The organism is Vibrio sp. LB10LO1, assembly GCF_010092875.1.
Taxonomy (GTDB): domain Bacteria; phylum Pseudomonadota; class Gammaproteobacteria; order Enterobacterales; family Vibrionaceae; genus Vibrio; species Vibrio campbellii.
Window position 1 is genome coordinate 180162 of sequence record NZ_JAADJW010000005.1, and the last position, 25349, is coordinate 205510.

General features: G+C 46.0%; 20 protein-coding genes. 10 read left to right on the plus strand and 10 right to left on the minus strand.

Going from position 1 to position 25349, the window contains the following annotated elements; translation table 11 throughout:
- Positions 1 to 69 precede the first annotated feature (69 nt).
- From GXP65_RS05700 to GXP65_RS05720, 5 genes are all read right to left on the minus strand, one after another.
- A complete protein-coding gene (locus tag GXP65_RS05700; protein WP_162092272.1) occupies positions 70 to 909 on the minus strand; it encodes an energy-coupling factor transporter transmembrane component T in 840 nt (279 codons plus the stop codon).
- On the minus strand, positions 906 to 2687 hold the full coding sequence (locus tag GXP65_RS05705; protein WP_162092273.1) for a DUF3744 domain-containing protein: 1782 nt from the start codon (positions 2685 to 2687) through the stop codon (positions 906 to 908). The genes GXP65_RS05700 and GXP65_RS05705 overlap by 4 nt, the downstream gene beginning before the upstream one ends.
- Before the next feature lie 6 nt (positions 2688 to 2693).
- Entirely contained in the window at positions 2694 to 3242 is a 549-nt protein-coding gene (locus GXP65_RS05710) for an ECF-type riboflavin transporter substrate-binding protein (RefSeq protein WP_005432209.1), read from the minus strand.
- 311 nt (positions 3243 to 3553) lie between these two features.
- Positions 3554 to 4684: an HlyD family secretion protein gene (locus tag GXP65_RS05715; protein ID WP_005432207.1), complete on the minus strand. Its 1131-nt coding sequence runs from the start codon at positions 4682 to 4684 to the stop codon at positions 3554 to 3556.
- Positions 4684 to 5070 (minus strand): DUF3302 domain-containing protein, encoded by a 387-nt coding sequence (locus GXP65_RS05720; protein ID WP_162092274.1) that lies wholly within the window; start codon positions 5068 to 5070, stop codon positions 4684 to 4686. Before GXP65_RS05720 ends, GXP65_RS05715 begins: the two co-directional genes overlap by 1 nt.
- A gap of 146 nt (positions 5071 to 5216) precedes the next feature.
- On the opposite strand from GXP65_RS05720, the gene GXP65_RS05725 reads away from it, so the two are divergent.
- Positions 5217 to 6107 carry a DMT family transporter gene (locus GXP65_RS05725; protein WP_162092275.1) on the plus strand — a complete coding sequence of 297 codons (891 nt, stop codon included), beginning with the start codon at positions 5217 to 5219 and terminating at the stop codon, positions 6105 to 6107.
- An 82-nt stretch (positions 6108 to 6189) separates the two neighbouring features.
- Here the strand turns inward: GXP65_RS05725 and GXP65_RS05730 are convergent, their stop codons facing one another.
- From GXP65_RS05730 to deoD, 4 genes are all read right to left on the minus strand, one after another.
- Positions 6190 to 7773 (minus strand): GGDEF domain-containing protein, encoded by a 1584-nt coding sequence (locus GXP65_RS05730; RefSeq protein ID WP_005432204.1) that lies wholly within the window; start codon positions 7771 to 7773, stop codon positions 6190 to 6192.
- Positions 7757 to 9241, minus strand: coding sequence for a hypothetical protein (locus GXP65_RS05735; protein ID WP_162092276.1), 1485 nt, complete (start codon positions 9239 to 9241; stop codon positions 7757 to 7759). The genes GXP65_RS05730 and GXP65_RS05735 overlap by 17 nt, the downstream gene beginning before the upstream one ends.
- 169 nt (positions 9242 to 9410) lie before the next feature.
- Positions 9411 to 10880, minus strand: coding sequence for a hypothetical protein (locus GXP65_RS05740; protein WP_005432200.1), 1470 nt, complete (start codon positions 10878 to 10880; stop codon positions 9411 to 9413).
- A gap of 68 nt (positions 10881 to 10948) precedes the next feature.
- Positions 10949 to 11659 (minus strand): purine-nucleoside phosphorylase, encoded by a 711-nt coding sequence (deoD, locus tag GXP65_RS05745; RefSeq protein WP_005375140.1) that lies wholly within the window; start codon positions 11657 to 11659, stop codon positions 10949 to 10951.
- Positions 11660 to 12054: 395 nt separating this feature from the next.
- On the opposite strand from deoD, the gene GXP65_RS05750 reads away from it, so the two are divergent.
- The 4 genes from GXP65_RS05750 to GXP65_RS05765 are packed head-to-tail and all read left to right on the plus strand — an operon-like array spanning position 12055 to position 16171.
- On the plus strand, positions 12055 to 13005 hold the full coding sequence (locus GXP65_RS05750; protein ID WP_050913190.1) for a DUF523 and DUF1722 domain-containing protein: 951 nt from the start codon (positions 12055 to 12057) through the stop codon (positions 13003 to 13005).
- Positions 12995 to 13798: a MerR family transcriptional regulator gene (locus tag GXP65_RS05755; RefSeq protein WP_162092277.1), complete on the plus strand. Its 804-nt coding sequence runs from the start codon at positions 12995 to 12997 to the stop codon at positions 13796 to 13798. The genes GXP65_RS05750 and GXP65_RS05755 overlap by 11 nt, the downstream gene beginning before the upstream one ends.
- Positions 13799 to 13822: 24 nt before the next feature.
- A complete protein-coding gene (phrB, locus tag GXP65_RS05760; protein WP_162092278.1) occupies positions 13823 to 15238 on the plus strand; it encodes a deoxyribodipyrimidine photo-lyase in 1416 nt (471 codons plus the stop codon).
- Positions 15239 to 15244: 6 nt separating this feature from the next.
- Positions 15245 to 16171, plus strand: a complete 927-nt coding sequence (locus GXP65_RS05765) for a L,D-transpeptidase family protein (protein WP_005432192.1) — start codon at positions 15245 to 15247, stop codon at positions 16169 to 16171.
- Positions 16172 to 16197: 26 nt separating this feature from the next.
- On the opposite strand, the gene GXP65_RS05770 is transcribed toward GXP65_RS05765, so the two are convergent.
- A complete protein-coding gene (locus tag GXP65_RS05770) occupies positions 16198 to 16446 on the minus strand; it encodes an Lpp/OprI family alanine-zipper lipoprotein (protein WP_005441096.1) in 249 nt (82 codons plus the stop codon).
- A gap of 401 nt (positions 16447 to 16847) precedes the next feature.
- On the opposite strand from GXP65_RS05770, the gene GXP65_RS05775 reads away from it, so the two are divergent.
- The 5 genes from GXP65_RS05775 (at position 16848) to GXP65_RS05790 (ending at position 25343) form a co-directional block, all read left to right on the plus strand.
- Positions 16848 to 18191 (plus strand): DEAD/DEAH box helicase, encoded by a 1344-nt coding sequence (locus tag GXP65_RS05775; RefSeq protein ID WP_011999384.1) that lies wholly within the window; start codon positions 16848 to 16850, stop codon positions 18189 to 18191.
- 185 nt (positions 18192 to 18376) lie between these two features.
- Positions 18377 to 18550: a hypothetical protein gene (locus GXP65_RS25005; protein WP_162860251.1), complete on the plus strand. Its 174-nt coding sequence runs from the start codon at positions 18377 to 18379 to the stop codon at positions 18548 to 18550.
- A 376-nt stretch (positions 18551 to 18926) separates the two neighbouring features.
- On the plus strand, positions 18927 to 20939 hold the full coding sequence (locus GXP65_RS05780; RefSeq protein ID WP_162092279.1) for a prolyl oligopeptidase family serine peptidase: 2013 nt from the start codon (positions 18927 to 18929) through the stop codon (positions 20937 to 20939).
- The gene (locus tag GXP65_RS05785; protein ID WP_162092280.1) at positions 20940 to 23081 is read left to right on the plus strand and encodes a TonB-dependent hemoglobin/transferrin/lactoferrin family receptor; all 2142 of its coding nucleotides are present in this window, start codon (positions 20940 to 20942) and stop codon (positions 23079 to 23081) included. It abuts the gene before it with no gap.
- 9 nt (positions 23082 to 23090) lie between these two features.
- The gene (locus GXP65_RS05790) at positions 23091 to 25343 is read left to right on the plus strand and encodes a proprotein convertase P-domain-containing protein (RefSeq protein WP_162092281.1); all 2253 of its coding nucleotides are present in this window, start codon (positions 23091 to 23093) and stop codon (positions 25341 to 25343) included.
- Positions 25344 to 25349: the final 6 nt, after the last annotated feature.

A 25349-nucleotide genomic window follows, 5' to 3' on the forward strand; every position in this document is an offset into this window, starting at 1 on the left:
CTGGTTATAAAAATGGGATGCAGAGGCATCCCATTTTTGTACTCGGTTTTCAACGCGAGACCGGTTCGCTTAGAACGGATACCAAAACAGCTGAGTGTCTATAACGCGTTTGCTAATCGCTGCAGCAACAATCACGACGATGCCGGCCATACATACCATATCGGCTTTGGTCAGTGGCTTTAGGCTGTACCAAGTACGAGAAGAGCGACGGCCAAAACCACGCAATGTCATCGCGTTAGAGATTTGGTCGGCGCGATCTAGGCTAGAGAAAATCAAAGGGCCTAAGATCTTAGAAACGTTCCTCATACGGGTAAACAACGGCGCTTTCTTACTCAGTTCTAAACCACGAGCTTGTTGAGCGTGCATGATGTTCACGAAGTCTTTCTTCACTTCTGGTAAGTAACGTAAGGTCAAACTGACGGCATAAGCGATTTTGTAAGGCACACCCATGCGGTTCAAACTTGCTGCGAATTCAGTAGGATGCGTGGTAAACACAAACACCAAAGCAATAGGGAACATGCTGAAGTATTTCAGTGTCACGGTAACCAAATAGAACAAGGTCTCTTGGGTGAGTGAGTAATTACCCGGTAACGACAACAATACCGTCGTCGAGCCCATGTATTCACTGCCTTGCTGCGGCGCTAATGCGAACATAAACAACGCATTAATCAACAAAACACTGCCTGTACCGATCAGTAAAGGCTTGTAGACATGGAAAGGTACCTTGGTCATTCTTAACAAACCAAGGCCTACAACGATCAGTAGAGCGATGATACGCAAATCAAAGGTCGTAAGTACCACCGTTACCCAGGCAATGAACATCAAAAACTTGGTGATGCCATTGAGTTTGTGCAGTGGCGATTGGGTATCGATGTAGTTGATACCAAACTTCATCTTGTTGTCTTTCATGCCACTACTTTCTCAATGTTCTTAACATCATTATTTTGTGAATCTTGAGCTTCTGAAGGTTGTACATCGGCTTTGTTATCACGCTCTCGGCGCGCTTTTTCAACGTCAATAAAGTGCTGCATAAAGCCGTTCGTGTTTTCTATGTCTAACTCAGTCGCCAGTTCATACAAACTGGTTGTCGTCAGGTTCGCTTGGTCTAACAAAGCTGGATTGCTGAATACTTCAGTCATTGGCGCGTCAGCAATCAACTTGCTATCGGCAATCACGATGGAACGAGTGGTGTATTCCAAAACCAAGTGCATGTCGTGAGAGATGATCATCACCGTAATGCCAAGTTCACGATTAAGCTTCTCGATAAAACTCAGCATTGATGTGTAGTTACGATAATCTTGACCTGCAGTAGGCTCGTCCAGAATCAAAAGCTCAGGCTCTAAAGCAAGAATCGATGCAATCGTCACACGCTTCTTCTGACCGTAGCTTAAGGCCTCAATTGGCCAATGGCGGTACTTGCTCAAACCACACAGCTCAAGGACTTCCAATACCTTCGCTTCGATTTGGTTCCCTTCAACGCCACGGTTACGCAGGCCGAAAGCCACTTCGTCGAAAATCATGTGATGCGAAATCATATGATTTGGGTTTTGCATTACCACGCCAACCTTTTGGCTGCGCTCGAAAATGGTTAGCTCGTTTAAGTCTTGGCCGTTCAAGATCATCGAACCTTGGTCTGGTTCAATCACGCCCATCACAAGCTTAGTGATGGTGGATTTGCCGGAACCGTTTTTACCCAAAACCGAAACGAATTCGCCGCGTTTTACATCGAAGCTAACGTCTTCAAGCGCGTTTTTCTCACCATCGTATGAATAGGTAAGGTTACGAACAGCCAGAAGAGTCTCGTCTTGCTTTTCAATGTTGGTTGCTTTTGAGGTTTCAAACCATGCACTGACGGCGGATTGGTATTGCGCCAATGGCAATGTACTTAAACTCGATGGCTTTGCATCGCCTTCAATCGCGCAGCCTGCTTCTTTCAAAGCAGAAAGGTAAAGAGGCTCACGGATACCGTAATCTTCAAGAAGCGGGGACGTTAAGATTTCATCCGGCGTGGTATCTGCGATGATTTCACCACTTTCCATCAGAATGATACGGTCAACAGAGCGATGCAGTACATCCTCAAGACGGTGCTCGATAATGATGATGGTTTTGCCCGTTTCGCGGTGCAGGTCATCGATAATCTCGATGGTCTTTTTGCCCGTTTTCGGATCAAGGGCTGCCAGTGGTTCGTCGAACAATAAGATGTCAACGTCATCGACTAAAATACCCGCCAAAGAAACGCGCTGCTTTTGACCGCCTGATAAATCGTGAGGAGAACGACCTAACATCTGTTCCAAATCGACCATTTTGGCTGTAGCTTTGACCAAAGGGTACATGTCGATGTTAGACATCAATTGGTTTTCCAACGCGAATGCGATGTCTTCACCAATGCTCAACCCAACAAATTGGCTGTCCGTATCTTGCAGTACGGTACCAACTTGTTCGGTGAATTGGTGCATGTCAAAAGGGGCGGTGTCTTGACCATTGATGGTCAGTTTGCCACTGGTTTCCCCTTTGATAGCGTGTGGGATCAGTCCGTTAAGACATTGGCCAAGGGTAGATTTACCACTACCACTTGGACCGATAATGACGATTTTCTCTCCTTTCTCTATCCTTAGATTGATATTTTTTAGCGTCGGTTTGTCCAGCGACTCATATCTAAAAGAGAAGTTAGAAAATTCGATTGTCATTCGACATTAAGCCTCTGTTAAGTTGCGGCTTTGCTTGTTACGTTTTGCGACAGACTTAAGAATGAAGAAGCCCACAATAGCAATAAGAATAGTGTTACCCAGCGCGATGATCGACAACTGTGTGAATACCTTAGTGAACGGTTCTGCGTACAAAATGGTGTCTAGGAAGGCTGAACAGCCATAACCGAATACGTTGCCCAGCAGAGCAAGCACCACGAACAACGCGAAGTCTTTCATATTGAAGTCACCTTTCTCTAAACGGTTGCGAGTCAGAGAAGGGAAAAGACCGATAATTAAACCAACAATACCTGAACCAAGTACCCAAGTGAGCCATACGCCCCAGCCTGCAAATAGGTCGGTAACCCAGTGGCCGATAAAGCCAACCAAGAAGCCTACCAGAGGGCCGAATAATACTGAGAACAATGCCAATACCGCCATTGCTGGTTTCAGCGTCGTGTTTGCAAACACAGGGATGCCAAACATTGGCAAACCGCCGATGCCGTATAGTGCAGCACCGATTGCAATAACCACCACGGTTTTAGCAGAAAGATTCATAGATAACCTCAGTTCAATTGTCGATTTTAAAGAACGTTCACTTGCTTTGTTTTGCAGCGCTGATTGTGTAACAAAGTTTGGAAACAACCAAGCTGCTTATTGTTTGCTCTATTTTTCTTCAAGAAATGTGTGACTGAATTCACGCACCTCATTGACTGGCTTAGTTTTTCAGCAAGCATCAAAAATAAGGCGCGCATTATACAGAATATTGATAAAAGTGGGAATGCTATCTGTCTGGATGGCTAGAATGAAATCAGGGGCTGACTGTCAGCCCCTGATTACACCTTGCGATGGTTTTTTTCACCTATAAATTAATGGTCTAGGTATAGGTAGTTTTGCCAGCTCTTCATACGAATAAGGACTTTGCGCATGATAGATACGTGGGTAAAGCTATCTGAGTAAACGGCGACTTCAACCGCTGTACCCATCGGCAGATGATACTCTTCTAGGTCGTCCGTGATTTTTAATGTCACGAACACGCGACCGCTGGTGCGTAGAGCTTCTGTTCCAAGCAGTGAGCCTCGCGCTTGGAATTGGCTCTCACCAATGGCTGGCAACACATCGACCACTTGACCTTTAAACACCTTGCCCGGTAATGCACGGAACATAAACTCCGCTTCAAACCCAGGCTCTAGACGTTGCAATGAGTTCTGACGAAACGCTGCCGTATAAAGCTTGTCTTCGGTATGGACAAAGGTCATTACTGGTGCGAGCGGCAAAGGTACAGCCATCACACCTGGACGCAGTGCCAATTGCGTTACATAGCCATCCGTTGGTGCGGTTACGACGGTTTGCTCTAAATTGAACTCAGCTTTTCTTAACTCGGCCAATAGTGACGCGACTTGCGTGTTTTCACCACCCACTTCAGAATCGAGCGCGATTTGCGCCTGTTCTTGCTTTGATTGCGCCACTTCTAGTGCTGCTTGCGCGGCCTTGAACGCTTGGCGACGGGTATCTAATTGTTGCTCGGTGAAGGCGCCACGATCGAAACCACGTTGGTAACGATCAAATTCGCGTTGCGCTTTATCACGTTCTGCAAGCGCTTTGATGACCGCTGCTTCTGCTTCTTGAACGCTAGACTCAAGACCAAGTGCGCCTTGGCTTGCTTCTTTTACTTTTGCTCTTAGCTTGTCTACTTCCGCTTGGAATGGAATCGGATCGATACGGAAGAGTACATCACCTTTTTGTAGCGGTTGGTTTGGTTGAACCGGAACTTCAATGACTCGACCACGAACGCCTGAAACAACAGGGGTGGTTGAGAACACTTGGTTACCAATTTGAGTAAACGGGTGGTTGTAGTTCATCAATAAGATAAGTGTACCGACCAACACCACACCACCGAGTACGGCTGTTGGCACTGTCCACTTGTTCAATGGGATATTAAAGATTTTGAAAATCGCGATACATAGCGCGGCGTAAGTCAGAACCAGTAGTAAATCCATTATTGTTCCTCCTTACCTTGTTTTTTTTGTGCTGGAGTGCTCGATGCTGGCTTTTCACCTTTCAGCGTAGAGACTTCTTTTTTCAATTCATTGACTTCATCAATTAGCTCTTCAAGGCGATGATGGATATCATGAGTTTCTTGTTCGAGTTGCTTGAAGCCCCAGCCTCTCTCTTTGCGCCACAACGTTGCCCAGATCCATAGGAATGGCCAAAGTGCATGAAGTGTGAAAAGGCTAACCCAGCCTGCGTAGTGTATTGCGTCTTGGTGAGGGTGCTCGCGCTCTTTTGCTATTTCATAAGGAATATCGTGAATCACGATGATTCCGTAGAAGATAACCAAAGCAACGAAAATGAGTAACCCAAGTGCAAAATAGTCTAGAAACATCTTACTTCCCTGTGCTTGTTGCTAAATAGAAAAACTTACGTAAATTAACTGTTTAAGTATTTGATAGAACAATAAGTGAATCAAGTTATTTATAGCTCAATTCACAGTTATTGAGAGATACAGCATGGAATACGAAGGAGTAAACAGTGCTATATTCTGGTGAGATTGCCGCGATAAGCGCCGCAATGGTTTGGGCATGTGCGACTTGGATATACAGTCAATTCAGACATCGTTTTTCTGCCATGCAACTTAACATTGTCAAAGGGGTGATCGCCTCGATGATGATGTTGGTCGTGATTCCTTTTCTCCCCCAAGGTCTGCCAAGCCAAATCGAACCTATTCACCTTGCTGTATTAGCAGTGTCCGGTGTCATTGGTATTGCCATTGGTGATAGCGCTTACTTTTCTGCACTAAAACGTATCGGACCAAATAAAACGTTATTGTTGGAATCTCTTGCTCCACCGTTATCAGGAGTGCTTGCGTTGGTGTTTCTTGGCTCGGAGCTGACGCTACAAAGTTGGCTTGGTGTGGTAGTGACGACCGCTGCAGTCACTTTTGTTGTCTTTCAGCCCTCTTCAACAGGTGAAGAAACCAATTGGAGTGGTATCGGATTTGGTCTGTTGGCGAGTGTATGCCAGGCAACGGGGGTGGTGATTTCTCACTATGCATTGGTGGCAGGGGATCTTCCACCTTTGCTGGGGGCATTAATCAGACTCAGCATTGGTGTGGTTGCGGTTTGTTTGGTGATTAAAGTCGTTGAGCCAGCACCGTTTAAAGGCATCAAGCAGCACATTCAAGAGATGGGTAATAAGGCGATGGGATGGCTGTTATTAGCGATTTTCGTCGGTACTTTCCTCGCGCTTTGGCTACAACAAATCGCTTTGAAATACGCCAACCCAGCGATAGCACAAACCTTAATCGCCACTAGCCCACTGTTTATCTTAGTGATTTACGCTATGAAAGGTGAAAAGGTAGGAGCGAAGAGCGTGGTTGGAACATTAGTCGCGCTCGGTGGTATTTCGCTGTTCTTCCTTTAAAACATTCTCTTAGTTAGTTGAAGCAATATACAAAAACGCCCCGGTTTGAGCTGGGGCGTTTTTTATAGATTGAAAATCTGGCTTATAGCTCAGTACACACTTGGTTTCGACCATTGGCTTTCGCGCGGTATAGAGCTTTGTCGGCACGGTAGAAGGTGCGCTGAGTATTCTCACCCTCCCGATGTAAGGTAATGCCGATGGAGACGGTCAAGCCACGCTCGCCTAAGATTTCATGCCAACCAAACTGGTAAATGCGCTCGCGGTAGTTTTCGGCGTGCATTTCTGCCTTGGCAACCTCGGTGTTTTCTAGAATCACCAAGAACTCTTCGCCACCGAAACGTACACACGATGAACCACGGAACTTGAAGTACCCAGAAAGCTCCTTGGAGACGTTCACAATGGCTTTGTCGCCCACTAAGTGGCTAAGCTCATCATTGATGGATTTAAAGTGGTCAATGTCGATCACCATTAGGGCAAATGGCGTATCGTGCAGCAACAAGTCTTTCAGCTTCACTTCTAGCCAACGACGGTTGTGGAGTGACGTTAACGGGTCGGTAAAGACATCTTGTTGAAGCTGAGCAACGGTGTTTTTATGTTGTTTAGTGGTTTCTTTGAGCTCTTTGTTCTCAATCTCTGAAAGGATCAACTTGAGCTGTAATTCAAATCGACTCAAGCGACGCAACTGAGCTGGGCCAAGTTCACTGATCGGAATATGTTTCACTAAATCAGATTCGACTCGGAAAGCTTTTTTCTCGTAGTTAAGTGCTTCTTTGAACAAGCCTTGAGAAGCACACACTTGGCTCATCGCGTTATAAAAACGATTCGCGATCAAAGGCGATGCTTGCTCGTTGATGCGCTTCCCCGTAGAAGCTAACAATAGGTTTGATAATGATTGATGACCAACTTCATTCAAACAGTAAGCCGTCTCGATCTTTACCATGGTCGAGAGCCAAACAGTATGTTGCTTGCCTGTTGCGTATTGAATCTGAGAGATAGCAAGTAGTGCTTTGTTGTACTCTTTTTGCAGTCGAAGCAACTTAGCTCGGTATAAGTGAATTTGTCCTGTCAGATTTTTATCGCTGACGAGGATACTGAGCTCTTCGCACTCGCTCAAGAGGTCCGTCGCCGCGCCTATACGTTGCAAACTGATATAACAAGCTAGCATGTACAGCTTATAGCGTAATCTCAATGAACGGCTGCCGATGGCATGGTCAATCGCATCGATTTTTTGGTAGTAACGAAGAGCGCGGTTGTGGTCGCCATACGCGTCACAAAGGTTGCCCATGCCGATGATTGCCAGAACATACTCATCGATATAACCGTATTCGACGGCAATGTTGGTGGAAGCAATGTACTCGGTGAGTGCAGAGTTATAATCGCCTTTTTCTACCAATCGGTCACTCAAGCTGGATTTGACAGAGAGGATATCCTCAACGTCTTCTGGCAGTTTAAGTAAATCGAGTGCATGACGCAGTTCTTCAATGCTCTCTTGTAGCTGTTTAATCTTACTTCGATATTCCGCGCTGATGATGTAGCAGTGCGCCTTCTCTTGATTGGTCGAGGCGATATGCAGACGGATGTGTTCCCATAGGATTAGCGCTTCTTCACCGGCAACGGAAGAGGGATCCATGCCAGCATCCGTCACCTTACTAAGCAGTTGTTCCATTCTTCATTACCTCAATGTGGCTCTCTTCCAACTGCTCTAAGGTGAACGGGAAGGTTAGGATGTCCTGTAGATAAAGTGTTGGCTTAGGGCCCGTTAAACCACGGCGTTTCCATGGATAGATGTCTAACATAGCGCAAACGGTGCGGTAGAGTTCTTCGGCTGCTTGGTCCTTTTCTGCAATCAACATCGCTAAGCGGTCACTGCTTAAGCGAGAGATAAGATCGCTAGATGTAGTGAGCGAATGGACCAACTCAGTACAGATGTCTAGGAAGGCCGGATCTGAGTGACGGATCATGATCACAGCATGGTTGGAGTGTTTTAGCTCGGTCTTGAATAGAACCAGTTGCTCCCACCAGTAAGTCTCTGACACCACGTTTGAGAACTGTTTCTCTGGATCGTATTCATGTTGGGCACGAATACGGTTAATGAGTTTTCGCGCGCGTTGTTCGAGTTGGCGTTTAGAGCCTCGCGCTTTGTCCATACTGACACGATGAGTTTGCTCTTTGAGCATCTTAAGTGCGTGTCGACGGTATTTTTGGAACGCTTGGAAAGCAAGCTCGTAATCGTCTTGCTCTTCGGCTACACGTGATTGTTGGAAACAAATTTGGCTGAGCAGTTCGCCGTTATCGAACGCGAGTGCTGATTGCTCGGCTAATTGCAGCAACCTTGCTGCACTCTCTGTGTTTTTACGCAGCAATTCCAGTCTTGCACGGCTGATAAAGGAATGCGCTTTCATCCACGTCAGGTCTTGCTCTATCGCAAGCTGGTGAGCTTTTTGTGTGGCTTCTTCTGCCGCATCAAGTCGCTCTAATCCTAGCAAAGCAAGGCCTTTGAAATCCCAGATCTCTGCTTGCCAAGTGCTGTCGTCGTGATCTCTGAGTACTTCTGTTGCACCATCAAGCACACTCAACATCTCAACGAAATTGTTCAGCAAGTAGTAATCCCATGCGAGCAGGATTCGGGCTTTGCCTTCTAGCCAAGCAATACGGACATTGTTTGCCACTTTCACTGCGAGTTCATGCGTAGAGGCGGCAAGCTTGTGTTCGTTGGTGATTCGCCAAACATTGCCTAAGCCAATTAATGCTTCGATTTGGATCTCGATATCGTCGACCAAAGCCGATTGCTCTAGGGCATTAATCCAGTATTGTTGTGCAGAGTAATATTTGGCTTGTCCCCAATATTGCAAGGCGAATAAATGAAGGATCTTTGGAAGGTGATCGTCAGTATCAAGTTGAATTTGGAGGTTGTAAGCGTCTTTGATCAGCTTTAAGCCATGTCGATAATCCATGCTACACCAGCAAGCATTAGACATCGCGATAAGCGCTCGAATCTCACCATCTACAAATAGAATTTGCTCTGAACGAATGCGGCATTGCTCCGCGATTCGAAATGCTCGCTCAGGATCAGATTTTATCTGGCCTTCAAGGGCGTTGAGCTCGGCTTCGAGCTGAATTTGGCTTTTATCCAACGTTCACATCCATGACTATCGAACTGGAATTTACACCTAAAAACAAGTGGTTAGATGCGTATATCATTGCGGTGTAGAAAACAGCCACACCAATAAGGTATCGGATTCCGTAATGTATACCGCGCTCCGCGCTTATTTACCACTTCTAAATGAGTAAACTGTTAAATAATCATGATAACAATTGTTTGATCGTGAGTGGTGCGTCGGTGACTTTGAGCCTTTGAGCAGCAGTAAGTCCTTGCTTATCCTGATAGCACAAATTATGCCAAGCTCTGAATATATCTAAAAGAGGCAATATGCCTGCAGGACGCAATTTGCGACGTGGCTCGTTGATAAAGCTTTCAAACAGCAGTTGAAAACGATTTTGATAGAATTGGATATGGCGAGTTGTGGCCACATTGAACCACGATTCCGGCTCATTTCTGTCGCCAGCTAAATAACAGATACCCTTGTTGCACTCGTATTGGCTGGAGATCGCCCAGCGGTCACGCCACCAACTCATGTAGGCAATATCCACTTTGCCAAATGGCGCGTTCATGTCCCAAATCGCGTCTTCTTCGACATACATCAGATCGACGCTTTTCTCTTTAATGCGAGATAAACAAACGCTCAACGCAGCAGAGCGGAGCAGGGGATCTTGAGGCATGTAGATAGAAACACGCTTTTCAGGGCAACACATATCCAACACATGGAGGTAGTGTGCGTAAGAGGTGTAAGGCGGACGAATCAATGCGCCTTTTGATGGGTAGTGGAAGACAGAAAGGTTCCCCAATGGGTCTTCTACGTTGCCACGGGCCAAGATAGTTTGGTACTTCTGATCGATGCGTTCACGTAGCTTCTTAGATGGCGTTGGTGGCGGTTCGCTTGCTTCTGCAGTGTATTCTTGCGAAACGAAACGAGACACCTCATCGTATGGGTTGTGATCCAGAGCAGCGATTGGCTCATCATCAGAAGAGTAGTTCACATGCTGACACAGAATGTAGCCTGAATGCGCTTCACCCGAAGCAATCCAATACACGCCATTGTTGCTGTTTGGTTGCAGAGCGACGTAGTTTGATGCCAGTTCATAATGCTTTGCATGGTTAACCCAACGAGCATCTATCGTCGCCAATTTACGGCGGCAACGGCTGGCGATATGATCAACATGATCGTAAAAGGTTTTTGGGTTGATGCTGAGTTTACGGCAGATTTCTCGAACGGAATAACCAGTAAACAATAAGCCCATCAAATTCTCTTGGAATTGAAGCTTTTTGTTGGCACCAGACCATTTATCAACAAAGGTACTTTGACACACTTTACAGCGGTAACGTTGGCGATCGCCACTGTAACCGAAAGCGTGATAGAGGTGTTTGTGCGTGTGGACAGAAAGTCCGAAGTTGTCGCAATCATCATTACGACAAGCAGGTAACCCGTCACTATGAACGTGACGCAGACGATGAAGTTCGTTCACTACATCGCGGTTATTAAGTAAGGGGGGGAAAGCTCCACATTCACGGCATACCATCGCCGGACGTTTAGGGTTAGCATGCTGCAAAACGTACCGCTTCGCATCACTCAATCCAAAGTTGTCACACGCCAATGTTTTACAAAAGTTGAGTTGTAACCCATCTGCGTCCCTTGGCAGTTCGCCGTTAGACACAATCGCCCCCTCGGGATAATTCGTGCAGCCGGTCAGGCTCCGGCTGCAATTTACTACTTAGGTGTTTCTTAGATGTTGATTGCTGTTTCTAGTGCAACTTTCATCATGTCGTTGAACGACTTTTGACGCTCTTCTGAGCTTAGTTTTTCACCACGGATGATGTGGTCAGAAACCGTTAGGATAGTTAGTGCTTTCGCGCCTAGGTCTGCAGCTACGCCGTAGATACCAGCCGCTTCCATATCTACACCTAGGATGCCTAGTTTTTCCATCTTCTCGAAGATGTCTGCTTCTGGTGTGTAGAACAGGTCTGCAGAGAAGACGTTACCAACTTTTACTGGAACTTCTTGAGCACGCGCTTGGTTTACCGCTTCTTCTAGAAGACCGTAGTCAGCGATTGCTGCGAAGTCGTGGTTGTTGAAACGGATACGGTTAACTTTTGAGTCTGTAGATGCACCCATGCCAATAACAACGTCCATTAGTTTCACGTCGTCACGTACTGCACCACAGCTACCTACACGGATAACGTTTTTCACGCCGTATTCAGCGATTAGTTCGTGTACGTAGATACAGCAAGATGGGATACCCATACCGTGACCCATTACAGAAACTTTTTTGCCTTTGTAAGTGCCAGTAAAGCCGAACATGTTGCGAACGTCACAAACTTGTTTCACATCTTCTAGGAACGTTTCTGCGATGTATTTAGCGCGCAACGGGTCGCCTGGCATTAGAACTGTTTCAGCGAAATCACCTGGTTGTGCGTTAATGTGTGGGGTTGCCATAAGTGCTCTCCAAAGTTTTGTTCAGGTAAAACGCATCAATTATAGATGCTATTACCAATTCTGTTGAACTTGTTCGTTTTCGTTGAGGCCATAATATCGGGACAGGGCAAGGGGACTTGAGAGTTAAGTCACAAAACGGTCGGTTCTAGTGTTTAAATAATCTGTTGATAACTAAATCTGTTGAAAGCAAAAAGGCAATCGATTTGCTTTTGAGCAGTTTGTCGATTGCGTGCACAAAATCCTTATATCGCCCTCAAATTTTTTCTTCAAATCGTCTGATCTAAATCCTGCATGAATGAGTAAAACGCTTAAATTGTACAATTTATTTTCTTGTACAATGTTAATTGACTTGCTATAAGTTATACAATAAAACATTTTGTACAGGATGCTTCGTTATGGAATCTTCAATCAAAGTCGGTATCAGCTCTTGTGTACTTGGAGAACGAGTACGTTTCGATTCGGGACATAAAATCAGCAACTTCGTAACGAAGGAATTAGACGGCTACTTCAGTTTTGTACCAGTTTGCCCTGAAGTCGGTGTAGGCATGTCTGTGCCGCGACCTACTATCCGCCTAGTCAGTAATGAAGAACGTATTGCATTGGTCGAGACAAAAAATCCAGACAACGACCACACAGACAACATGCTCGCTTATTCAGAAAATAAAGTGAACGAACTACAAGGTGAGCAGCTGTGCGGTTACATCGTGTGCGCTAAGTCGCCGACTTGCGGCATGGAACGTGTAAAGGTGTACAGCAAAAACAATGCGGCAAAAGAAGGTATTGGCTTGTATACCAAAACGTTAATGGAAAAAATGCCGTGGTTACCAGTAGAAGAAGATGGTCGTCTGAACGATCCGGTATTAAAAGAGAACTTCATCACTCGCGTTTACTGTTTGAATGACTTTTATGAGTCGATGGATGGAGAGCCAACCCGCGGCAAAATTATCGAGTTTCACTCGCGCTACAAGCTGACGCTGATGGCGCACCACCCAGAGTCGTACCGTTCTCTTGGTCGATTGGTGGCTGATGTAGCGAACTATGAGATCGATGAGTTTTACAGCCAATACCGTCTGGGCTTGATGCAAGCACTACAAAACCGTGCCAGCCGCAAAAATAACACCAATGTGTTGATGCACTTACAAGGCTACTTTAAACGCTCATTAACTTCTGACGAGAAAGCAGAACTTGCGACCGTGATCAGTGACTACCGCACAGGGTTATTACCACTGCTTGCGCCGCTAACGTTAATTAAGCACTATCTCAACGCGTACCCAGATGCGTACTTACAAAAACAGAAATATTTAGAACCATACCCACAGGAGATGAGACTTCGTTATGGATTGTAGCCAAGAAGAAAAACTATACGCGATTCGAGATGTATCTGAGTTAACGGGTGTAAAGCCCGTTACTCTGCGCGCTTGGCAAAGACGCTATAACTTGATCCAACCGCAAAGAACTGAAAAAGGGCATCGTTTATACCGTCAGCAAGATTTAGACACAATACGAGAGATCCAAGGCTGGTTAGCTAAGGGCGTTGCTATCGGCAAAGTGAAGGGACTGCTAGGACAAGAGTCAGACGTTGATGTGTCAACAGACAACCAGCGTTTGGAAGAAGTTGAAGTGATGTTGAAAGCGTTGTCGGAGCTTAATCGTGGCAAAACGGAAACGCTCCTGTCAAATGTATTAAAAGAATACCCACTTAATATTGTGATTGAACAGCTGATCAATCCGGTGTTTGAAGCATTAGATCTAGTGAAAGTCTCGCTGCGTTCATTGCAACTTGGTTTGTTCCAAACGTGTCTAATCACTCGCCTCGCCCTAGTGGTGGACTCAGAGAATAAAGCCGCGTCTAAAGGGAAATGTCTGCTGGTGAGCTTCGAGCAAGTTCGTGACTCAGAGAGCTGGATTCAAGCCGCAAAACTGTGTGAACAAGGCTACCACATCACCTTAATCGACAAAGTCGAAGATGTGTCTGGTTTGATTGGGCATGATGTACTTGCTCGTTATCAGCAAGTGCATTTCTTCTCGAACAAAGCGCTGCCGATCAAACAGGTAGAAGCGTTAACCGCATTGCAAACTCGAGCACCCGAGCAAGTTCAATTTTCTGAAGTCATCGAGAAACTGCATTTCGCTAACTAGCCCAATAATAGGTAAGGAGAGGACATGATTCTGGTTTGGTTTCGACGTGATCTGAGAACGTTAGACCACACAGCGTTAAAGACTGCCTTGGATACGGGGCAACCTGTTGTGGCTGCTTTTGTTTCGACACCGGAACAATGGCAAGAGCATAATATGGCGCCAATGCAGGCAGACCTGATCGCGCGACGCTTGGCGCATCTCGATGAAGAACTCGCAGACCTCAACATTCCGCTTCTATATAAAGAAGTGCCCAAATTTTCTGACGTGACAGGGGTCATCAAAGATTGGGCATTATCGTTAAACGCCAAAAGCGTGATGGCAAACATCCATTATGAGGTCAACGAACAAGCGTTAGACAGGGAAGTAGCGGATGTTTTAGCTAAAAGCCAAGTCACGTTTGAAGCTTTCCACGACAAATGCGTTCATGCGCCTACCACGGTGTTAAACAAGCAAGGTGAGTACTTCAAGGTATTCACGCCATTCAAACGTGCTTGGTTGTTGAAATTCCAAATGCCAATGGTGTCGAAACCAGAACCGCAAGCTGAGATTCCTCAAGAAGTGACCCAGCCGCTTGAAGCCGATCGCTACCATGCTGACATACCTTTCACTTACCCGCGCGAATCTAGTGAACAATGGTTCGTTTCAACGAGTGATATTGTGCATCACTTGCGAGAATTCGCTCGAGAGCGAAGCGATGCATATCAAGAGAAAAGAGACCTTCCTGCTGTTGACGGTACGAGTCAGTTGTCTCCATATCTCGCCATTGGCGCCTTGTCGCCAAGACAGTGTATTGCTCGTCTTTATGCAGAGAACCCGCATACTGACCTTACGGACGGGAAAGCGACGTGGCTAAGTGAAATTATCTGGCGCGAATTTTACCAACACTTATTAGTGTTTGAACCAAAACTGGTGAAAGGTAAAGGCTTCATTCCTTGGGAAGATAAGATTGAATGGTCTTATGATGAGGCGGCGTTCGAGCGTTGGAAAACCGGAACAACAGGATATCCGATTGTCGATGCTGCGATGCGCCAACTGAACACGATGGGTTGGATGCACAACCGCCTACGCATGATAGTGGCAAGCTTCTTAACCAAAGACCTGCATATCGACTGGCGTTGGGGCGAGGCGTACTTTATGAGCAAGCTGGTGGATGGAGACTTCGCTGCGAACAACGGCGGTTGGCAATGGTCAGCGTCTACCGGATGTGATGGGCAGCCTTACTTCCGCATTTTTAATCCAATCAGTCAGGGTGAGAAATTTGACTCTGATGGCGCATTTGTTCGCTGTTGGGTGCCGGAAATCAAACAGGTACCAAACAAATTTATTCATAACCCATGGCTATGGAGTGGCTTTAATTTACTGGATTATCACAAGCCGATGGTTGATCACAAGGTAGAAAGAGAGATAACCTTACGGCTCTTCAAAAACGCCAAGGAATAGAGAGAGATGCCTAGCAAGAAGCGTCCAATGAGTATCGCTAAACGAACCCTGTTGTCTGTATCGTTGTCTTTAGTGAGTGGTTTGTCATTCGCAAAGATGTATGAATTACCGGAGGATGGGGCTCGTGTCATAGGCCGCATGGAAAATCATGTGGTTGAACAGGGCGAAACCATGGCAAACATTGCTAAGCAGTACGATGTTGGCATGCTGGCGTTAATGGCGGCCAACAAAGGCGTAGACCCTTTTCTACCAAAAGAAGGGCACGTACTGACGATTCCTACTCAGCTTATCCTTCCTGATGTCCCTCACAAAGGCATTGTCATCAACTTGGCTGAATTGCGTCTGTACTACTTCCCAGCAAAAGAAAACGTAGTACATATCTTCCCAGTAGGGATTGGTCGTATTGGCCGTGACACGCCAGAAATGACCACGAGCATCAGTCAGAAGCGCCCAAACCCAACTTGGACACCACCTTCTTCGATTCGAGCAGAGTACAAAGCGAAGGGCATTGATTTGCCTGCAGTAGTACCAGCAGGTCCAGATAACCCGTTAGGTATGTTTGCACTTCGCTTGGCCTATGGCCATGGTGAGTACTTGATCCACGGTACCAACAAAGATTTTGGCATCGGTATGCGCGTTAGTGCGGGCTGTATTCGTATGGATCCTAACGATATCGAATGGTTGTTCGACAAAGTTCGTCGTGGTGAAAAAGTGAAAATCATCAATCAACCTGTAAAAGTGACGCTAGAACCGGATCGCAGTGTGTTTGTTGAAGCGCATGAACCATTGACTCGCAGTAATGGCGAGAAAGATCATCTACAGATCCCGAAAGAGTTGGATTGGTGGCTTGATGAATATGGGATGACGAATGCGAAAGCAAAAGCAGCGATTGCTGCGCAGAATGGTGTTCCAGTAGAAATAACCGCGCCTTAACAAGCGTTAAAGCGCGGAATCACATCTTACTTAGTGTAAGACTGAGCGATGTTGTCGATACGCTCGTTAGCACGTGCAGCTTCTTCTTGAGCTGCCATAGCCGCGTCGTTAGACTTTTGAACGTCAGATTGTAGAGACTGAACGTCTTGGCTTAGTTGGCTAACTTGGTTGCTTAGTTCGTCTAGTTTAGTAGCTGTTGCTGCTTCGTCAGAAGAAGCACAACCTGCTAGTAGAAGTACTGAAGTTGCTGCAGCTGCGATCAACGTTTTGTTCATTTTAGAACTCCTTGCCTATAGTGAAAGTACTAAGCTATACGTTTTGTGTCATATAGTCATAGTGTTAAATGTGAATACATTCTATCAGTACATGATGTAGCAAAAGTCAAAAAAATCCAAGGATTTCATAGAGTACCTGATACGGACGCTAACATTTAGCTTACATAAGTGAGCGATTACTCACCTGATAACGCCAGTATCAGGTAGTACAGCAGCTCTTTTGCCACTCCCTGATATCAATAATTTAGACGATATTGACATAAATGAAAGTTTCTAAGTGGAATTAGTTTGTGTGATCTCTATCTATACTCCTATGATTTGCGGTATTATACCTAGCTTTTATTTTTTGCTGCGTTAGAGCGGAAACGACACTGAAAAAGCGCTCAGACGCTGATTATTTATTGGAGAATACTTTGCAATTTAAAGATCTAGGCCTAGACAACCGATTGTTGAAGAACCTAAAACACTACGATTTCAAAAAAGCGACTGACATTCAGCAGCAGGCGATTCCTGTTGCGATTGCAGGCAAGGATCTATTGGCATCTTCGAAAACGGGTTCGGGTAAGACTTTGGCGTTTGTATTGCCAATGCTGCACAAGTCGTTAAAGACTAAGTCGTTTTCTGCAAAAGACCCACGTGCGGTTATTCTTGCACCTACGCGTGAGCTAGCAAAGCAGGTATATGGCGAGCTTCGTTCAATGCTTGGTGGTCTGACTTATGACGCAGCATTGATTCTGGGTGGTGAGAACTTCAACGATCAGGTAAAAGCGCTTCGTCGCTACCCTAAATTCATCGTTGCGACACCAGGACGTCTGGCTGACCACCTAGAACATCGTTCTCTATTCCTTGATGGTTTGGAAACATTAGTTCTGGATGAAGCGGACCGTATGTTGGATCTGGGCTTTGCGCCAGAACTCCGTCGTATTCACAAAGCAGCGAAACACCGCCGTCGTCAAACTCTGATGTTCTCAGCAACACTTGATCACGCAGAAGTGAACGACATTGCATCAGAGATGCTGAATGCACCAAAGCGTATTGCTATCGGTGTATCTAACGAAGAACACAAAGACATTACTCAGAAATTCTACTTGTGTGATCACCTAGATCACAAAGAAGCGATTCTGGAGCGTGTGCTTGAAGAAGCAGAATACCGTCAGGTGATCATCTTTACAGCGACACGTGATGACACTGAGCGTCTAACGAACAAGCTGAATGAGAAGAAGCTTAAAGCGGTCGCGCTAAGCGGTAACTTGAATCAGACTCAACGTAACACCATCATGAGTCAGTTTGAGCGTGCTGTATTTAAGATCCTAGTAACAACAGACGTTGCATCTCGTGGTCTTGATATCGCAACAGTAACGCACGTTATTAACTTCGATATGCCGAAGCACACAGAAGAGTACGTGCACCGTGTTGGTCGTACTGGTCGTGCGGGTAACAAAGGTGACGCAGTGTCGCTTGTTGGTCCTAAAGACTGGGATAGCTTTAAGCGTGTTGAAACTTACCTACAACAAGATTTGAACTTCTCTGTATTTGAAGACTTGAAAGGTAAATTCAAAGGTTTGAAACCGCGTAAACCTGACTTCCGTAACAAGAAGACAGAAACTAAGAAAGCGCGCCCTCAAGCGAAGAAAACACCGAAGAAACCAGCTAAGCGCGATAAAGGTTTCTACCAAAACGTGGCAGTGGGTGACAACGTGTTTATCCCTAAGAAAAAGCCTGCGGCACCAAGCTCTGAAGATTAAGCCTTCACTTGGCACCTGACGCGAAACGATTTCAAATCCGAGCTTATAGCTCGGATTTTTTATACCTGAATTTTGCCTTCAAAACCTCTTATGTTTATCAATCCTAAACATAGGTTAAATAGTCTTTGATTTTTCTAAACGCCATCTTTGCTTAGCATAAGTATCCAGAAACAGGAGACAAGAATATGTATCAAGAAGAGCAATGGTTAGAACAAGTCGATATGAGTTTGACGGACAAGCAATCTAGAGCATTGGGGTGGGAGCAGCGTAGCGTCTTGGTCGAAATGTTTTCATTCCTATGTATCGCATTGGTGAGTTGTACATTGGTGTTTACCGGAGGCGTTCATCATGATTACTGAGAAATCACAAATGGGGGAGTTGATTAAATCAGTTGTTGTTTCTTCACTCTACTTCGTCGGATTTCTCGCTCTACTCTGGGTTGTGACTAGCCACGTTTTCTAGTTTACCTTTCTTTGTTAAACCCCACGAAAAGAGAAGCAAAAGTCGTCACCTTAGTAGGTGGCGTTTTTATACTTAGGCCATTAGTCTTTTTCATTATCCCACCTTTCTACGAGCCTATCGCTCGGTACCCACTTTTGTCTGTTAACTAAACGTTTGCGCAACAAAACTCAATAAAATCAATACACAAAATATTAAATGATAATTGATCTCATTTTCATTTAAAGGCAGAATACGCGAAATAATATTAATCCTATAAATAGTTGTGCCGTTTATATGAAATTTAGTCATGTTTTTTTGGGGCTTTTAGCGCTCTCTTTACCCAGTGTCGCCGCGGATAATTTTGATTGGTTGAGAGACGATTCAAGACAAGATGAGCGAGTCCTTTCTTATCTCAAGAAGCAAAACCAGAAAACAGAACAGTTTCAGAAAAGCTATGACGAGATCACTCAACACCTGTTGAGCCAATGGGAAGCCATGGCTGCAGAAAAAGGTGACAAGCCTTGGGTGATTAAAAACGGCCAAGAGTGGAATCTAACTCGCCGACAAGGCAACTTCGTTTTGTTGTCACGAGCAGACAAAACTGCGCAAGAGGACGTGGTTTACGATTTTTCTTCTCGTCAAGAAGAACGTCAATACTTCCAAATTGGTCAATGGCGTATTAAAGGCAATTCATTGCTGTTTACTGAAGATATTGATGGCAGTGAGCAATACCGTGCTGTGCTGGTTGATCTAAAGAGTGGTGTTGCACGTGAGCTTATCAGCAACATTGATAATGGGGTTCTGCTCTCACCAAATGGCAAGTTTGCTTTCGTCGTCTCAAAAGAAGCGAAAACTCAACGTCCTTACCAAGTCGTGCGAATTAACACTCAAACCAACCAGCAGAAAGTACTTTGGCAAGAAGACAAGACCGATTGGCTCATGTCCTTCTATCCCGCAGCCGACGCGCGCTTCGCACTGGTACAAAGTAACAATGAATCAACCACCGAACAAAAGATCCTAAACCTTGATTCTGGCGAGCTGACGGCTTCGCTACGTAAACCGGAATCCGGTGTGGAGTATTATGCGGATGTTGCTCAAGACAGAGTCTTTATCAACAGCAATCTTAATGGTCAGTTTGGTTTGTTTGAAACTGCGATGCCCGAGAAACATGCGGATACTGTTGAGTCGAATTGGAAGTCTTTCTTACGCTCAGAAAACGGTGTAGAGCAATCCTATTTGTATGAAGCGGGACTTGTGGCATTAACCAAGCAAGACAATCAAACGACAATCTCGGTTTACTCTTACGATGGCAAGGCGAAAAAAACGCTTCCGTTAGAGTCGGACGGGCGCATTGCTTGGTTGAGCACTCTTGGTGATTACCGCTCTAACAAAATACGCATTCGTAGTATGTCGATGACGACACCGCCGCTGTGGGAAGAGTTTGATGTTAAAGCACTGACAAAGACAAATCTATCGCAAGATGTTTATCACGGCTTCTCCAGCCAAGATTATGTTTCTAAACGCATTATGGTCAAAAGCCATGGTGTGGAAGTGCCAGTTTCTCTTGCTTACCGCAAAGATAAGCTCAGTGACAACGCGCCTGTTGTGCTGTACGGCTATGGTGCTTACGGCTTTACCATGAAACCTTACTTCATGCCTCAAACCGTGAGCTTACTAGATCAAGGCATTATCTACGCAATAGCGCATGTTCGTGGTGGTGGATATTTTGGTGCTGACTGGCACGAGCAAGGCCGAGGCGTTCTTAAAGCTAACTCGATCAATGATTTCACGGCGGCTGCGCAAGCGCTTAAACACTTTGATGGTGGTGAACGTGATGTCTACGCGATTGGAGCGAGTGCTGGTGGTACTTTGGTTGCCGGCTCGATCAACCAAGCTCCGGACTTGTTTGCTGGTGCGGTGATGAAGGTTCCGTTTGTTGATGTTGTTGCCAGCATGTCCGATACGACGTTACCACTTACCGCACAACAATATGGAGAATGGGGGAATCCGACACTCCCAGAGCAGCTCAAAGCGATGCAAGCTTATGATCCTATTCTCAATATCCACAAAGACGCTTACCCACCCATGTTGGTTCAAATCGGATTAAACGACCAACGTGTGCCTTATTGGGAAGGTGCAAAGTATCTCGCTCAAATTTCGTCGACCAGTGAATCGACAGGCCCTTATTTGTTGCAAACGGATTTTCACTCTGGCCACCGCATGGACCCAAGGCAGGCAAGAGAGCAACAAGCGAAGGAATACGCATTTCTACTATCACTCATTAAAACATCTAAAGCGGAGCAGTAAATGAAGCTTACCCCAGTGTCAGCGGCAGTACTTTCGGTACTTGCTGCCAGTCAAGTGCACGCCGAATCTAAGGTTTTCTCAATGGAAGAGGTGGTTGTAACCGCCAATAAAATCGATCAGCCATTGTCAAAAGTGGCAGGTAGTGTCGCGGTTATCACAAACGAGCAAATCGAAGAACGAGGCGAAACCGAGCTTTATGACGTGCTGCGTAACGAGCCTGGTGTAAGCGTGACGGGCGGTGCAGGACGTCCGCAAAACATTACCATCCGTGGTATGACCGGTAACCGCATTATGATCGTTCGTGATGGCATTCGTTCTGCGGATGGCTTTGGTGCGAATGACATTAATGATGCAGTTGGGCGAGATACTTTTGATTTATCCAATTTTGAATCACTGCAAATCATTAAAGGGGCAAGCTCTTCGGTCCATGGCTCTGGCGCGATCGGCGGTGTGGTGATTTTGGAATCCAGTCAGCCGGGTGATTTCTTAAAAGACAAAGACTTCTACACCGATGTTTCCAGTACTTACACCGATATCAGCAACAAGTACAAAGGCACGAGTAATCTAGCTTTCCGCTCTGGTGATACAGAGAGTTTGTTCAACGTTTCATACTGGCAAGGACAAGAGACACGTAACTTTGACGAAGATTTGTATAACCGCGATCTAGATGGTTATAGCGGTGCTTATACGATCAACCACTTTTTCAATGAAGAGGTGATGTTGAAAGCCAAAGCGGAACTGTACACCCAGAATCAAGAGCGTTTGGAGGGTTCACCGTCCATTCAACCTGATGGCATTTGGCACATTGAAGACTTTGCTGAAGATGAAACCTCCGAAGAGTACAGCGCTTACATTGGTGCAGAGGTGACACCAATTAATCCAACTTGGTTCGAAGAGTTGGATACCAAAGTTTACTGGCGTCACACCGAAGTCGTGGAAGACACCAACCGTTTAATGCGTCAAGTGGATCACAATGGTTTGATCACCAAACGTCGCGAGCTGGAACACAAAACCTTCATTGACGAAACAATAGGCTTCCGTGGTGACTTCACCAATACGATTTATGCAGCAAATGCAGAGCACCAATTGGCTTACGGTGTCGAGCTGTCTACTGACTATTACGAGCGCACAGATAGCGATTCCAAGATTGATTGGAATGGGGTAACGCCTTCGACCAAACAACCTTTCGCTCCTGCTCGTGCTTATAACATTGGTTTGTACGTTCGAGATATGGTGGAACTGGATAAATGGACCATCACAGGTGGCCTACGTTTTGATGCACACCGTCTAACGCCGGACGATGAGGGTGAAGTGGGCGGCTTCCCATTAAAAGACATGGATAGCTCAGAGGTGTCTCCAAGCCTGTCGGTTTCTCGTGAAATGTTTGCTAACAACATCGTGTATGTGTCGTACAACCACGGTTACCGTGCTCCGGAATACGACAAAGCATATGGCTTCGTGAACCATGATTTCGTACCGCTAACGCCTTTTGTTATCGCGCCTAACTTAGAGCTAGAAGCCGAGACTTCGGACTCATTTGAAATCGGTAACAAGTTCGATAACGGTCGTGCGTATGTCTATGCGTCTGTGTTCTACAACAAGTTTGAAAACTTCATCGATGTTGTGACCACAGGCTTTGACTCAAGCACTGGTAATTACATCAAACAGTACCAAAATCTTGATGGCGTAGAGACTTATGGCGCAGAGCTTTCTGCGGGTTACGCACTCACCAAACAATGGGACATCAGCACTAAGTTTGGCTACGTAGATGGCAAAGACGCGGAAGGCGAATACGTTCGAAGCATTACGCCATTCGAAGGTAACGCTCAACTGAAATACGCCAACCAAGACTTCAACGCTTACGTGGCTTGGAACTGGGCCGCGGCTATGGATCGCGTTCCTAAATGCCAGACCACGCTTGGCCTAGCGACAGAGTGTGCGCAGACAAGTGCGTGGAATACGTTTGATATTGGCGCAACTTACTACGTTTCCAAAGACCTTCGTGTTAGCGCAAACATCGTCAACCTGTTCGACAAAGAGTACATCCGATACCAAGACGTAGCGGGTATCGCTGAGGAAAGTAAGCGTTACTCAACGGAGCCTGGGCGCTACTTCACGCTAAATGCAAAATACGAATTCTAGGACGAAATCATGAAGCTAAAACCATTGGTTTTTTCGCTGCTTATTGCTTGTACCCCTGCGGCGCAGGCTGCAGAGTGGGATTATCCCGCAACGGACTCTGTGGTAACGAATGAAGCGCAAGCGAAAACTTATCTAGACAGCCACTACTCAGAAGCGGGCGAGTTTAAGTTCCGTTACAAAACCCAGTCTCAGCTTGGTGAGCATTACAATTTTGATGTTTGGGTAAACGGTGAATATCAAGCACAGCGCACCCTAGTAGTAACAACCGATAAAAATCATCACGTTGTGCGAGTGTTTAAGAGCCTTGAAGATACGATCATTCGCAACGGTAAACCAACGGTTGCAATGGAATTGGAATCGCCTCGCCAACTGCAAGCACAAGAGCCACCTGCTTTGAGCTCTGGAAGTCTGGTTAATGTTGAGGTTTCTTTATTCAACCCAGATCTTCGCACCATGCAACAGCAAGCGGCACCAGAATCGACGTGGTCAGCACTGTCCGATTACCCTCAGCCGATCGAGTACGTAACCAAGTCGATTGAGGTTTTAAAGACGGGCGGTAAGTTCTATCTCTCTAACCCAAGATTAAAGCAAGTGGATGCGACGGGCTTATTTGCAGCCCCAGCACCTGGTGAATCACCTGTACTTGATACGTTGGATTTTCTCAGCGCAGAAGGGGTTCAAGCGTTTGACAGTGTTGATGAGATGCAAAGCACCGAGTTTGGTGACAATGCGTTCCCACAGTTGATGGCTTTTTATCATCTTGATAGCTCGATCCAATATCTGACAAGCCTGACTTACGACTTGTTTGATGAACCGCTTCGTTTTGACGCTCGCGGTTTATCAAAAGATAACTCTACTTACTATTACGGTCCGAAAGCTCTCATGCTGGGTGTCGGTGGTGTTTCTCCGGATGCAGTCGATGCTGATGTCGTGATACACGAGCTTGGGCATGGCATTCATTACCAAATCGTACCGGATTGGGCGTACGGTCACACTGGTGCTATCGCAGAAGGTTTTGCTGATTACTGGGCGGGCAGCGCGAGCTACCGCACTCAATATTTGGATGCTTCGCGTCGTGGTCAAGAATTCGAGTTAGATACGGTGTTCAACTGGGACGGTGTGTTCGGAACACGCAAAACAACTCGTAGCTTATGGAACCAAAGAGCGCGTTACTTCGAGAGCTCAGAGTATCCAGCGCACGTTAGTGTGGGCGGTGAACTTGGTGACGAGCTATGGTCAACGCCACTGTTCCAAGCGCTTAAAGCATCGGTTGAACGATACGGTGATGATACCGATAACGTGTTCCGCGAGTTTGACGCCATTGTACTTGAAGGCATGTACGGCATTGGTCGTGGCGTGAAAATGCATGATCTGGCGGAATCGACCGTGTATGCCGCAAACACCTTGTTCCCAAATAAAGATTACGCCCAATTCCTGACGGACAGCTTCAACAAACACAACTTACTTAAAGCGCCTCTTCGCGTTCGCTATGACGCTCGATACGTCGCACAAGGTCAAGACGTGGGTGTGAGCCTGAGCCAAACTGGCCGCGAAGCGAGCATCAAAGGGCAATGGCAGCTAAATAACACATCCGTTTTTGACTTTGATGAAACGCTTTCTGATTCGACCTCAATGAAGGTGGCGTTGCCAAGCGGTCTGACGTGTGGCACGCAATTCGATTCCTCTATTTCATTGGATTACCAATTTGCAGAAGGCTTAAAGACTCACCAGTGGAGTGAACAGGTGATGCTGGTTAATGGTACGCCAGAGCTTGATATCCAGCCTCAATCAGTGAATTCCGCTTTGCCAGAGCAGGGCGACAGGCTGTTCTCTCAGACGCTATCGGACAAGTCACGCACGATTGATGACTCGTTTGCGGTTTACCTAAACATCGAACATGACTCACTGCAGGATCTGCAAGTGACGCTTGTGTCTCCACAAGGCAAATCGGTCGTGCTACTTAGCCATCAATCAAGCAATACCAATGGATTTAAAGGTTACTTCACAGCTCAGTATGACGATGAGTTACAAGCACTTGTCGGTCAACCGAGTTGGGGTACTTGGCGTCTCGAAGTGTCTGACCGTGTGTCAGGGAACTCTGGGGTGTTGAAAGAGTGGGGTGTGAGTCACTTTGCTCAGTATCAGTGCAGTGCTGATACCACTAAAGAAAGCAGTGGTGGTGGTTCAGGTGGCAGTGGCTCGCCTTGGACCTTGTTAGGACTTTTCCTGCTTTCAATGGTGAGAGTGATTCGCTCTCGTTAATTAAAA

Coding starts and splice junctions, on each gene's coding strand:
- GXP65_RS05700 (WP_162092272.1), bottom strand. CDS start 909: ATGAAAGACAACAAGATGAAGTTTGGTATCAACTACATCGATACCCAA.
- GXP65_RS05705 (WP_162092273.1), bottom strand. CDS start 2,687: ATGACAATCGAATTTTCTAACTTCTCTTTTAGATATGAGTCGCTGGAC.
- GXP65_RS05710 (WP_005432209.1), bottom strand. CDS start 3,242: ATGAATCTTTCTGCTAAAACCGTGGTGGTTATTGCAATCGGTGCTGCA.
- GXP65_RS05715 (WP_005432207.1), bottom strand. CDS start 4,684: ATGGATTTACTACTGGTTCTGACTTACGCCGCGCTATGTATCGCGATT.
- GXP65_RS05720 (WP_162092274.1), bottom strand. CDS start 5,070: ATGTTTCTAGACTATTTTGCACTTGGGTTACTCATTTTCGTTGCTTTG.
- GXP65_RS05730 (WP_005432204.1), bottom strand. CDS start 7,773: ATGGAACAACTGCTTAGTAAGGTGACGGATGCTGGCATGGATCCCTCT.
- deoD (WP_005375140.1), bottom strand. CDS start 11,659: ATGGCAACCCCACACATTAACGCACAACCAGGTGATTTCGCTGAAACA.
- GXP65_RS05750 (WP_050913190.1), top strand. CDS start 12,055: ATGGAATCTTCAATCAAAGTCGGTATCAGCTCTTGTGTACTTGGAGAA.
- GXP65_RS05755 (WP_162092277.1), top strand. CDS start 12,995: ATGGATTGTAGCCAAGAAGAAAAACTATACGCGATTCGAGATGTATCT.
- phrB (WP_162092278.1), top strand. CDS start 13,823: ATGATTCTGGTTTGGTTTCGACGTGATCTGAGAACGTTAGACCACACA.
- GXP65_RS05765 (WP_005432192.1), top strand. CDS start 15,245: ATGCCTAGCAAGAAGCGTCCAATGAGTATCGCTAAACGAACCCTGTTG.
- GXP65_RS05770 (WP_005441096.1), bottom strand. CDS start 16,446: ATGAACAAAACGTTGATCGCAGCTGCAGCAACTTCAGTACTTCTACTA.
- GXP65_RS25005 (WP_162860251.1), top strand. CDS start 18,377: ATGTATCAAGAAGAGCAATGGTTAGAACAAGTCGATATGAGTTTGACG.
- GXP65_RS05780 (WP_162092279.1), top strand. CDS start 18,927: ATGAAATTTAGTCATGTTTTTTTGGGGCTTTTAGCGCTCTCTTTACCC.
- GXP65_RS05785 (WP_162092280.1), top strand. CDS start 20,940: ATGAAGCTTACCCCAGTGTCAGCGGCAGTACTTTCGGTACTTGCTGCC.
- GXP65_RS05790 (WP_162092281.1), top strand. CDS start 23,091: ATGAAGCTAAAACCATTGGTTTTTTCGCTGCTTATTGCTTGTACCCCT.